General features: G+C 44.4%; 15 protein-coding genes. 7 read left to right on the forward strand and 8 right to left on the reverse strand.

The genetic code is table 11. From position 1 onward, the window contains the following. Positions 1–12: 12 nt before the first annotated feature. Both A3IE_RS23480 and A3IE_RS0118660 read left to right on the forward strand, forming a co-directional pair. Complete coding sequence (locus A3IE_RS23480) at positions 13–117, forward strand: IS1-like element transposase (protein ID WP_425425146.1); 105 nt, start codon at positions 13–15, stop codon at positions 115–117. 10 nt (positions 118–127) lie between these two features. Next, entirely contained in the window at positions 128–562 is a 435-nt protein-coding gene (locus tag A3IE_RS0118660) for an IS1 family transposase (RefSeq protein WP_110721610.1), read from the forward strand. Between the two features lie 175 nt (positions 563–737). Here A3IE_RS0118660 and eno read toward each other — a convergent pair whose 3' ends face one another. Genes eno through A3IE_RS0118675 form a run of 3 tightly spaced genes read right to left on the reverse strand, consistent with a single transcriptional unit; the run spans position 738 to position 4,529 of the window. Next, a complete protein-coding gene (gene eno, locus A3IE_RS0118665; protein WP_020397142.1) occupies positions 738–2,015 on the reverse strand; it encodes a phosphopyruvate hydratase in 1,278 nt (425 codons plus the stop codon). 16 nt (positions 2,016–2,031) lie between these two features. Next, positions 2,032–2,865, reverse strand: coding sequence for a 3-deoxy-8-phosphooctulonate synthase (gene kdsA / locus A3IE_RS0118670; protein WP_020397143.1), 834 nt, complete (start codon positions 2,863–2,865; stop codon positions 2,032–2,034). Continuing rightward, positions 2,865–4,529 carry a CTP synthase gene (locus tag A3IE_RS0118675; RefSeq protein WP_020397144.1) on the reverse strand — a complete coding sequence of 555 codons (1,665 nt, stop codon included), beginning with the start codon at positions 4,527–4,529 and terminating at the stop codon, positions 2,865–2,867. The genes kdsA and A3IE_RS0118675 overlap by 1 nt, the downstream gene beginning before the upstream one ends. A 207-nt stretch (positions 4,530–4,736) precedes the next feature. Between A3IE_RS0118675 and A3IE_RS21365 the strand changes: the two genes are divergently transcribed. Next, a complete protein-coding gene (locus tag A3IE_RS21365) occupies positions 4,737–5,093 on the forward strand; it encodes an encapsulin-associated ferritin-like protein (RefSeq protein WP_020397145.1) in 357 nt (118 codons plus the stop codon). 36 nt (positions 5,094–5,129) lie between these two features. Further along, positions 5,130–5,564 (forward strand): (4Fe-4S)-binding protein, encoded by a 435-nt coding sequence (locus tag A3IE_RS0118685; RefSeq protein WP_020397146.1) that lies wholly within the window; start codon positions 5,130–5,132, stop codon positions 5,562–5,564. A 12-nt stretch (positions 5,565–5,576) separates the two neighbouring features. Here the strand turns inward: A3IE_RS0118685 and A3IE_RS0118690 are convergent, their stop codons facing one another. The 5 genes from A3IE_RS0118690 to A3IE_RS0118710 all read right to left on the reverse strand — a co-directional run bounded on the left by A3IE_RS0118690 (position 5,577) and on the right by A3IE_RS0118710 (position 10,315). Then, positions 5,577–6,278: a hypothetical protein gene (locus A3IE_RS0118690; protein ID WP_020397147.1), complete on the reverse strand. Its 702-nt coding sequence runs from the start codon at positions 6,276–6,278 to the stop codon at positions 5,577–5,579. A gap of 11 nt (positions 6,279–6,289) precedes the next feature. Further along, entirely contained in the window at positions 6,290–7,723 is a 1,434-nt protein-coding gene (locus A3IE_RS0118695) for a hypothetical protein (protein WP_020397148.1), read from the reverse strand. A 209-nt stretch (positions 7,724–7,932) separates the two neighbouring features. Further along, the gene (locus A3IE_RS0118700) at positions 7,933–9,291 is read right to left on the reverse strand and encodes an ammonium transporter (protein ID WP_020397149.1); all 1,359 of its coding nucleotides are present in this window, start codon (positions 9,289–9,291) and stop codon (positions 7,933–7,935) included. Positions 9,292–9,303: 12 nt separating this feature from the next. Then, positions 9,304–9,642, reverse strand: coding sequence for a P-II family nitrogen regulator (gene glnK, locus A3IE_RS0118705; protein WP_020397150.1), 339 nt, complete (start codon positions 9,640–9,642; stop codon positions 9,304–9,306). Between the two features lie 250 nt (positions 9,643–9,892). After that, positions 9,893–10,315 (reverse strand): GFA family protein, encoded by a 423-nt coding sequence (locus A3IE_RS0118710; RefSeq protein WP_020397151.1) that lies wholly within the window; start codon positions 10,313–10,315, stop codon positions 9,893–9,895. A 70-nt stretch (positions 10,316–10,385) separates the two neighbouring features. Between A3IE_RS0118710 and A3IE_RS23305 the strand changes: the two genes are divergently transcribed. From A3IE_RS23305 to A3IE_RS23015, 3 genes are all read left to right on the forward strand, one after another. Further along, positions 10,386–10,514: a hypothetical protein gene (locus A3IE_RS23305; protein ID WP_020397152.1), complete on the forward strand. Its 129-nt coding sequence runs from the start codon at positions 10,386–10,388 to the stop codon at positions 10,512–10,514. Between the two features lie 12 nt (positions 10,515–10,526). Next, on the forward strand, positions 10,527–10,967 hold the full coding sequence (locus tag A3IE_RS0118720) for an acyl carrier protein phosphodiesterase (protein WP_083900689.1): 441 nt from the start codon (positions 10,527–10,529) through the stop codon (positions 10,965–10,967). A gap of 406 nt (positions 10,968–11,373) precedes the next feature. Further along, positions 11,374–11,653, forward strand: a 280-nt coding sequence (locus tag A3IE_RS23015; RefSeq protein WP_211206856.1) for a leucine-rich repeat domain-containing protein, incomplete at its 3' end; no start/stop codon positions are given.

Below are 11,653 nucleotides of genomic sequence, written 5' to 3' on the forward strand. Positions count from 1 at the left end.
AAAATTGTTGAGATGGCGATCAATGGTTCAGGGGTTAGAGATACGAGTCGTGTCCTAGGCGTGAGTATCACCACGGTGATTGCTCACTTAAAAAAAATTAAAACCCGCTCAAGTTAATCCTTTACCGATTCAAGCCTTAGCTGAACATCATGAGGTGACCTTAGTGTGTGAAATGGATGAACAGTGGTCGTTTGTCGGCCATAAAAAGCAGCCACGTTGGCTGTGGTACGCTTGGCAACCGCATTTGAAAGTGGCTTTGGCTTATGCGTTTGGACCGCGAGCCGATAGCACCTTGAAGCNACTCTTGGAACGGTTGACACCGTTCAAATTAGCCTTGTATTGCACCGATGATTGGGGCGCTTATGAGCGTTTATTGCCTGAGAATCAGCATTTAATCACTAAACGCTACACGCAACGTATTGAACGGCAAAACCTGAATTTGAGGATTTGGATTAAACGTCTAGCACGCAAGACGATCTGTTTTTCTAAGTCTATCGAGATTCATGACAAAGTCATAGGCACGTGCATTGAAAGACGCTTCTTCAACCCCTTTAAATCATGACCATCTATTTTTTGGTCAAAGTCTCACAGAGGGAACAATCCATCAATCGCTCATTTCTTTTATTCGTATGAACCTAACAAAAATAAGGTTAAATACTACATTGCACATTGAGCCGTTAAAAGGAACATCCATCTGCACAGATGTCCTTTTATAAGCACTTAGCAAACTTGATTAATCAGAATTGTTTAAACGCTGATTTGCCTGCGTAAATACCAAGACCACCCAATTGCTCAGAGATGCGTAGTAATTGGTTGTATTTCGCGATACGGTCAGAGCGCGATAATGAACCGGTTTTGATCTGCCCTGCACCTGTCGCAACCGCGATATCGGCAATGGTCGAATCTTCGGTTTCGCCTGAACGGTGAGACACCACAGCGGTATAACCTGCTTGATGAGCCATCTCAATCGCGGCTAAGGTTTCGGTTAATGTGCCAATTTGATTAACTTTAATCAGAATCGAATTCGCAATGCCTTTATCAATGCCTTCTTTTAAGATTTTGGTATTGGTTACGAATAAATCATCGCCAACTAATTGAACTTTGCCACCTAACACATCGGTTAAATGTTTCCAGCCTGCCCAATCACCTTCTGCCATTGCATCTTCAATACTTAAAATCGGATATTGGCGTACCCAATTGTGTAAGTATTCGGTAAAACCTTCGGCAGTGAAACTACGGTTTTCTGATTCTAAAACATATTGGCCATCTTTATAGAATTCAGAACTGGCAACGTCTAAACCCAACCAAATATCTTGACCAACTTTGAAACCCGCTTTATTAATCGCTTCGAGAATAACTTCAATGGCTTGCTCATTAGACGATAAGTCAGGGGCAAAACCACCCTCATCCCCCACCGCCGTATTCAAACCACGTTTTTTCAATACCGATTTCAAGCTATGAAATACTTCTGCACCATAACGAATGGCTTCTTCCATGCTTGGCGCGGTGACGGGCAGAATCATGAATTCTTGTAAATCCACGCTATTATCGGCGTGTGCACCACCATTGATGATATTCATCATCGGCACCGGCAATTTATACGTATCTGCCTGTTTAATATATTGATACAGAGGCAAGCTTTTTGCTTTCGCGCCTGCATGTGCAGCCGCCATGGAAACGGCTAATAAAGCATTTGCACCTAAGCGTGCTTTATTATCGGTGCCGTCTAAATCAATCATGATTTTATCAAGGCCCGCCTGATCATTTACATCGTGACCTTTCAACGCATTAGCAATTTCACCATTCACATTGGCAACGGCTTTTTGCACGCCCTTACCTAAATAACGTGAACCACCATCGCGTAATTCAATCGCTTCGCGTGAGCCTGTAGACGCCCCTGAAGGTACAGCAGCACGACCAACGACACCATTGGCTAAGGTAACATCTGCTTCAACCGTTGGATTACCACGTGAATCAATCACTTCACGTGCGTGAATAGCACTAATTTGTGACATGAGATTTTCCTATTTTCTACAAAAGTTGTTCAGCCAGTGGCTGTGCTTTGACCACACGATCCAGCGCCACCAAGGATTCTAATAAGCTTTCCATCCGATCCATCGGCCACGAATTCGGCCCATCACTCCATGCATTGGCAGGATCAGGATGTGACTCCATAAATAGACCTGCAATCCCCACCGCCACAGCCGCGCGTGCTAATACAGGCACATGCTTACGCTCACCGCCTGATACATTACCCTGTCCGCCTGGAAGCTGCACGGAGTGCGTGGCATCAAATACCACAGGGCAATTAGTGTCGCGCATAATGGCAAGGCTGCGCATATCCGAGACTAAGTTGTTGTAGCCAAAGGTATAGCCGCGTTCGCATACCATAATATGCTCATTCCCCACGGCACGGGCTTTTTCCACCACATTGCCCATATCCCACGGTGCGAGGAATTGACCTTTCTTAATATTTACCGGTTTACCTGCACGCGCTACGGCTTGAATAAAATTGGTTTGGCGACATAAAAACGCGGGCGTTTGTAACACATCCACCACGCTAGCGACTTCATCAAACGGCGTATCTTCATGTACATCGGTTAATACTGGCACGCCCACTTCACGTTTGACGCGTTCCAATATGCGTAAACCCATCTCCAAACCCACGCCGCGTTTGCTGGTGTGAGACGAACGATTGGCCTTGTCGAAGGACGATTTATAAATGAAGGGAATCCCTAGGCGTGTAGTGATTTCTTTCAGGGTTTGCGCGGTTTCTAACGCAAAGCCTTCCCCTTCAATCGAGCAAGGGCCCGAAATGAGAAAGAAGGGTTGATCTAAACCGACTTCAAATCCACATAATTGCATTATAAAACCCCTGTGTCTTTATGGCGTTTTTCGTGGTTTTGGCGCGCGGCACGAATGAAGCTACTGAATAAACGATGGCCTTGGCGTGGACGCGAGGTAAATTCAGGATGGAATTGGCAGCCTAAGAACCAAGGATGATCTTTTAGCTCTACCATTTCGACTAAGGATTTATCCGCTGACCAACCAGAAAAAACCAAACCGTGTTTTGCCAGAATATCATGGTAATTATTATTAAACTCATAACGATGCCGATGGCGCTCCATAATCTCTGCGGTACCATAAGTACTACGCGCTAAGCTACCCTCAACCAAGTGACACACCTGACCACCAAGGCGCATCGTGCCGCCCATATCAGAAGCCTCCGAACGACGTTCTACCGAGCCATCCTGATTTTGCCATTCCGTTATCAAACCGATGACGGGGTCAGGTGTATTGTGTATAAACTCAGTACTATTTGCTTGAGCAATGTCAGCACAATGCCGCGCAAACTCAATGACCGCCACTTGCATCCCTAAACAAATACCTAAGTAAGGTACTTTATTTTCGCGCGCATATTGCACGGCCTTAATTTTACCTTCCACACCACGTTTACCAAAACCGCCTGGAACAAGGATGGCGTCCGCCGACTTCACGGCCTGCATTTCAACGCTATCGTCGTCGCCTTCCAATTTCTCAGAATCAATATAGCGGATTGTGACTTTGGTATGGGTCTGAATCCCCGCGTGACGCAAGGCTTCATTCAGCGACTTGTAGGATTCGGTTAAATCCATGTATTTGCCAACCATGGCAATCGTCACTTCTGCCTCGGGAAACTCCATGGCACTGACAACATTTTTCCAATCGCTCAAATCTGCTTCTGGCAAATTGCTGAGACCAAATTTCTCGGCGACAATACGATCGAGTTTTTGCGCATGTAACCACAGCGGCATTTTGTAGATATTATCCACATCCACCGCAGAAATAACCGCCCGCTCTTCCACATTAGTGAATAGCGCAATTTTACGGCGTTCGTTTTCCGGCAAAGGTTTTTCACTGCGGCATAATAAAATATCGGGTTGGATCCCAATCGAGCGTAATTCTTTGACCGAGTGCTGAGTAGGTTTGGTTTTTAATTCACCTGCCGTAGCAATGTAAGGCAGCAAAGTGAGATGAATAAATAAGGTATTATTGCGCCCTTCTTCCACACCCATTTGGCGAATAGCCTCAAGAAAAGGCAAGGACTCAATATCGCCTACCGTGCCACCAATCTCCACCATGGCAATATCTGCATCACCCGCGCCAGCCTTGACGCTACGCTTAATTTCGTCGGTGATATGCGGAATGACTTGCACGGTAGCGCCCAAGTATTGTCCTTGACGCTCTTTACGAATCACGGTTTCGTAAATACGGCCAGTAGTAAAGTTGTTGTAGCGTGTCGCTTTAAAGCCCACAAAACGCTCGTAATGCCCTAAATCTAGGTCAGTCTCCGCACCATCTTCGGTGACGAATACTTCCCCATGTTGAAACGGACTCATCGTACCGGGGTCAACATTAATATAGGGATCGAGTTTCATCATGGTAACTTTAAGACCACGGGCTTCTAAAATCGCGCCCAATGAAGCGGCGGCGATGCCTTTTCCTAAGGAAGAAACGACACCACCAGTAATGAATATATATCGTGCCATAAGGGGGACTTGCACCTGCTAATTATTTGCAGCGCGCAATCCTAGCATAGTCCCTAGATTGGCTAAAGCTACCCCAGCATTTTTCATTTTTATCTTAAGGAAACTTTAACCCTATCGGACTCTTACTTATTGTGTTATCGCCAGACATACCCTACATTTTTAGAGCGGCTTACCCTTCATCATTCACTATCAACCAAGGAGAACTTCATGTCTAGCGAATCTTATCATGAGCCTGTTGAAGAGCTTTCTGCTGCTACCCGCGATATGCACCGTGCTATTGAGTCCTTGATGGAAGAATTAGAAGCGGTTGATTGGTATAACCAACGGGTGGATGCCTGTAAGGACAAAGAGCTTAAAGAGATTTTGGCGCACAATCGGGATGAAGAAAAAGAACATGCGGCCATGGTTTTAGAATGGATTCGCCGTAACGATCCTAAATTTGATGAATATTTAAAAGAATTTTTATTCAAAACCGGATCGATTTTACACGCAGAAGAAGAAGCGAAAGCTGAAAAACCTGCGAAAAAGCCAGCCACCAAGGCAACTAAAGCTAAATCCCCCTAATAGCCGAACCGTACCACCGCACTGAGAGGCATTCTTATGAGTTCAGAAGCCATTATTAAGCAATATTCGAATGGTGAAATCACTGTTATTTGGCAACCGGCTAAATGCAGCCATTCAACCTTATGCTTTCAACACCTACCCAGCGTTTTTGATCCACGAACCCGTCCTTGGGTGAATCCCCAAGGCGCTAGTACCGAAGCCATTATTGCGCAAATTAAGACCTGTCCTTCTGGGGCTTTGTCTTATCAAGACATGCGTAGCTCTGCTAGCACTGAAACGGCTACTAAACCTTCAGTCCTGATTGATGTAAGACCCAATGGGCCTTTATTAGTCCAAGGCTCCATCACCTTGAAAGCGAAAGATGGTAGCGAGACGGTGAAGGAAAAAGTAGCGCTGTGCCGTTGTGGAGCATCAGCTAATAAGCCATTTTGTGATGGCTCGCATGTCAAATTAGGCTTTCAGGATGCTTAACATTGCCTAAAATTAACGTAAGAAACGTTCAAATACTCTAACATTATCGACTTGCTTAGTGGATAAGTCAGCTAACTTAGGTTGGCTGACAAAATCTGAATCTCGCAGAATTATAGTAGGCACCCTAACCAAGTTGTTTACTTTAGCCCCGCGACACGTATGATCAGGCGTGTAATCACAACGCCCGTTTGCTAATTTACGGTACTTTTGTTGCACTAAATCGGCAACTATCGTACTACCTCCCGTACTGGACCCATAGCCAAAGCTGTATTCGCGTAATACCCACCGCCCACTCAGCCAGCGCAACTTGTAGCTATTTTGATAGTTTCGACTAGAAAAAGGATTGGTAGTATTATTACTAATATACAGTTCATTACCCGCCAGCAAACGCGCATCCACCCGCCACGCGTCACCATCACTATCACTCGGGTCAAAGCTACTATTGACTACACGTTGATAAGTCCCGTTGGGTTGGCTCATATAAATCGAGACTTGATGTTTGAACCATTCCGGACTCATACGTCGGTAGGCGACGACTACCCAGTCAGCCTGTTTATCTTGATTAAAATCTGCCGATAAAGCGGATTTGAGTTCCCAAACCCCCGAGGGTTGCAAGCTAGCGGGTAAATGACTACTCACCACTGCCTGTATGCTTGCAGGCGCTGCCAAAACTATCACACTAACTATCATTAATAGCGGTAATCGATAATACATAGTGATACTTCCTAGGCTAAAAACCATTTTGAAAACTCAACGCGCCGCGCATTAAACTCACCACCTAAATCAATCAAAGGCTGTAAAGTTCCATGCTGCATGGCAATACGCTTCATCGTAAAACTACGAATGGCGGTGGCTTGTAAATCAATGAGGCGCGTATTCAATGCGTTGGGATTAGCCAATAAGGTTTTGGCTGCTTTTAGCATGGGTAACACTTTCTCTTTTTGTTCAGGAGAGGGGGCTGGTAAAGTATTGGGAACCATGCGTTGACCGGTAGTAAATTCTTGAATCCGAACGTTCAACCACGACGATAATTGATTGTAGCCCACAGAATCGTAGTTCCTAAATTCGGCTAATGTCCAAGAACCATAATCATGCGCATAAGCATCATAGTCAAAATTAACCAAGCCTAAGGCTCTTGCACGCTCTGCTGGTGTGGTAGGAAGTTCATAACGAAGATCAGTTATTTCTAAATAATCTTCAGTTCCATCTACTTTAATCAGGCGATTATCAGAGCCAGTAACACCACCATAAAACACACTAGAATTGTTTGAGAAATTCAAGATATAGATGACACTATCATCCGCCATATTGCCACCAATGCGTAATGGATAAAGCCGAATACTTGGCAAAGGTAATGTTGGTGTCCTTTGCCGTAAAGTATTACCACTGATATCGCCTGATAATACCCCTGCAATAGAAATGGCATGTCCTGCACAAGTATCAATCTCATTATTCGTGATCGTTACATTCCGACACAAACCATCACTCATAAAAATACCTTGCAATGTTCCCAAGGGTGCGTAAACAGAACACCCTATCACTTGAGGACTTTCTAAAATACCACCGGCTAAAGGTTCTAATAACTTTTGAGGATTACCTTGTGCATCCATATCTTCATCAAAGCTTGGCGGTGGAATTAACTGAATAGCATCCCGATGTGCGATGTTATAATCTCGCATATCCTGAATGCTTAAACCTTCTAAACTACAATAATGGCTCCAAATGCGTACCGCATCGGTTTGATTACCTTGTAGCGTGATGGTTTGATTGGAAAATACATAAGAACCGCAGCCCGCTAAATAGGTATCCTGATCAATAGCCTGCCCCCAACCATTATGGCGCATCGCCTCAGCTATATCAGACCAAGAAATGCAAGTGGCACGACACGTTTCTAAATCCAGTATATGTAGATACTGATTGCGCTTTTCAGTAGGTGCGCTAAATAGTAAATTAGCGTTTTCTAAGGCTTGTAATTGATCTAGAGCCGATTCAATAATACTTCGAGCTTTTTGTTCTCGTTGCTGATAAGGATCGCTAGGATAATAGTTTGCTGAATTAGGGTCTAAGTACCGCTGCAATCGCTGTAATTCATCATTTGCCTGTTTAAGTTGACGTGTGTAATGCGCATAGAGCGTATGCGTTGTGATGTTTTCTGGCATAAAACCCTCCCCAATGCCCAATTAATACCATTTTGAAATAGCGCTAATAAATTATTAGACTATTTATCTATTTTTTGTTCCAATCAAATGTTTTTTTTGGAAACTAATGGGTGAGAATTAATAATGTGAGTGGAGTAATTCACATTCGATTAAGCATAATAAATGCAAAAAGGCAGGAAGTTTCCTGCCTTGTTAACTAGATAAAGCGTTTAGAGGCTATACGCACGCTCACCATGCGACACAGTATCCAAGCCCTCGCGCTCTTCATCGTGTGTGACTCGCAAGCCAATGGTTTTATCAATCAGGAAGAACAGCACAAAACTCACAATACCTGACCATACTACCGCTACGCCAACACCCCATAACTGGCTCACAATTTGTGCACTGCTATAGGCTGCCACGGTATCAGTGGTATAGTCGAATACCCCTGTGCCACCCAACGCTGGATTCACTAGGATGCCTGTACCAATCGCTCCCAAAATCCCCCCAATGCCATGTACGCCAAATACATCCAAGGAATCATCATAACCCAGTTTATGCTTTAGACCAGTCACACCCCAGAAGCACGCTACACCCGTCACTAGACCTAATACAATCGAACCCATGGGACCTGCAAAACCAGCCGCTGGTGTGACCGCGACCAAACCTGATACTGCACCAGAGGTGACACCTAATAGAGATGGTTTACCACGTAACATCCATTCAGCAAACATCCACGACAAACCGGCAGCAGCAGGTGCTACTACGGTATTCACCATCGCTAAGACCGTTGTGCCATTCGATTCCAAGTTAGAGCCAGCATTAAAGCCAAACCAACCGACCCAGAGCAAGGATGCCCCAATCATAGTCATTACTAGCGAATGTGGCGCCATGGAATCGCGACCATAACCGACACGTTTGCCCACCATGAGTGCGCCGACTAAAGCAGCCATGGCTGCATTAATGTGAACGACTGTACCGCCCGCAAAGTCTAATGCACCTTTACCGAATAAGAAGCCGGAAGGTCCTGTTGAAGCAGAAGGACCACCCCAGAACCACACCATATGTGCCATGGGCAGATACGATAAGGTGAACCAGAAAACGCAGAATACTAATAAAGCAGAGAATTTAATCCGCTCGGCAAAACCACCCACAATTAAGGAAACCGTAATCGCTGCAAAGGTAAGTTGGAATACCATAAATAACATTTCATGGATCACCACACCTTTACTAAAGCCCTCGACCGTCAAACTAGGGTCAACGCCCTTCAAGAATACTTTACTAAAACCCCCAATAAAGCTATTCAAACTGCCACCGTCAGTGAATGCGAGGCTGTAGCCATAGGTGACCCATAAAATGGCAATGACACAGAAAATGGTAAACACCTGTGCTAATACCGAGAGCATATTCTTAGCACGCACTAAACCACCATAGAACAAAGCCAAACCCGGCAAAGTCATTAAAATAACTAACAGGGTAGAAAGCAGCATCCACGTGGTATCACCTTTATCAGGTACTGGCGCATCTGCTGCAAACGCATTACCGACTAACAACAAAGTCGTTAGAAAAATCCCTAAATACTTAATCATAACTCTAGCCCCTTAAAGTGCAGCGCTGCCGTTTTCGCCGGTACGAATACGAATCACTTGTTCTAAGCTGGAAACGAAAATCTTGCCATCGCCAATCTTGCCGGTGTGCGCTGCTTTTGTAATCGCTTCAATCACCGCATCAACCTGCGCATCATCCACTGCTGCTTCAATCTTAATTTTTGGTAAGAAATCAACCACATACTCAGCACCCCGATAAAGCTCAGTATGCCCCTTTTGTCGTCCAAAACCCTTCACTTCGGTCGCCGTAATGCCCTTGATGCCAATATCCCCCAACGCATCACGCACATCGTCGAGCTTGAACGGCTTGATAATGGCTGTAATCATTTTCATGAATAAAAATCTCCCTAAAGCGACTAAAATTAAAAGTAATTGACGTGATCAGTGATACGCCTTGTTGGGAGTAACTTTGCAAGTGACGTGCCAATAGCCTAGAAACGAGCCAGTCCGTATTTTTTGATGGAAGAAATCGCGTTATTACTTAGGTTTTAGCTAGGCAACACTGAAGATTGCACCAATATAGTGCAAATTACAGAGTGGTGCACTATTAGACTTGCGCTAGGTAGAATCTGCACCAAAATAGCTATTTCGGTAAAACAACGGAATGATCACCTGCTTGAGAAACAGGCACATTCGGATCGAGATGATAATAATCGCCTGCTTCCGCCGCAAAAATATGAGCCGCAATAGTCAAACCTTGTGCTTCATCCAAAGAGCCAGCGGCAATCGAAATCCTATCACCGTATTCATCTTCAAAAAATAGACTTGAACCACAGTCCTGACAAAACCCTTGGCGCAAGCCGGATTGATAGCTATACCATTTCAAACCATCACGCTTGAGGTATTGGAAATAGCGTTTACGGGTTGCAGTTGCTGCCACGAAATGTCCACTAAAACGCCGACATTGCTCGCAGTGGCAAGCCACGATTTGACGCAAAGGGCCATGGATTTCATAGCGTACTGCCCCACAGATACAGCCACCGGTAATTATTTTAGGGTGCGTCATATTCTCTCCTCACTAAGCGCTACGTTTTCCTTTAGATTATACCTTCATCAGCAGTCTGAGGGATGAAACGATGAATTGGCTTGCACATTTACAGCTAGCAGATCTAGTGGGCGCTGATTTAGCAGCAAGCCTCTTACCCGATTTAGTCAATGTCACCACTTTGTCCCATCTAAGTGATCAACAAAAAATCGCTATTTAACTCCATCAAACTATCGACCGTTTCACAGATGCACATCCTATCGTTAAACGCAGCAAGACTTTAATTTCACCACCGTATCGGCGCTTTTCTGGCATCTTGGTGGATATCTTTTATGACTATTGCTTGAGTCAAACTTGGGAACACTATCACCTAATACCACTTGATCAGTTTATTGCCCAAAGCTATACGACTTTACTGCAAACCCTTTCCAGCACACCGGAAAAAGCCCATCGACCCTTAAGATATTTGGTAGAGCAAAATTGGTTAGGTGAATATCAGACATTACCAAACATTGAGCACAGCTTGCAAAGCGTTTCACAGCGCTTTAAAAGACCCACGCACTTAAGTCCGGCACTGATTGATTTACGTGAGCAAGAGGATAAATTTATCCAAGATTTTCAGCTATTTCACCCTGAATTAATCACCCATAGTAAGCAATCTTTGAAATACTAATACGCAGCTAAAACAAAAAGCCCTTATAAGTGATTACTTATAAGGGCTTTATAATTTGGAGAGCGAGGGATTCGAACCCACGTCCTTATCAGCAAAATCAATCATATAAGGCTATCCCATTACAAACTTGGTACATCAAGTTGATGTAGCTTAGGTTTAGTGTAGTTTATCAAAAGCCACTCATTCAAGTTTGAGCGCATAAAAAAATGCTTTAAACTTAAACAAGTGATTCACTTACCCCATTCCTATACTCATGCCCACGCACTTAGACATAGCTTTTGAACGCATTGAGACCTGCCGAAGAACACAAAGCCCTAGCTTGGATTTAACTAATCTTTTAATTAAAGAACTACCAGCCGCAGTTTTTGAACTAGTTTGGCTAGAAGAATTAAATTTTTCGATCCAAATGAAACGCTTTTATTGGTTGAGGGGGTTTATTCATGTCATTCCCAACGAAATTAAACAGTTAACGCAGTTAAAGCGCTTAATATTCAATAAGCAAAGCATCACCGATTTAAGCCCCTTGCAGGGCTTGAAGCAATTACAAGCGCTCCATTGCAGTTCCACTCGGATCACCGATCTAAGCCCCTTGCAGGGCTTGAACCAATTACAAGCGCTCGCTTGCAGTTCTACGCAGATCAGCGATTTAACACCCGTAGCCGGGCTGTCCCAATTACAATCGCTCG

The organism is Thiolinea disciformis DSM 14473 (assembly GCF_000371925.1).
In the GTDB taxonomy this organism is placed as follows: domain Bacteria; phylum Pseudomonadota; class Gammaproteobacteria; order Thiotrichales; family Thiotrichaceae; genus Thiolinea; species Thiolinea disciformis.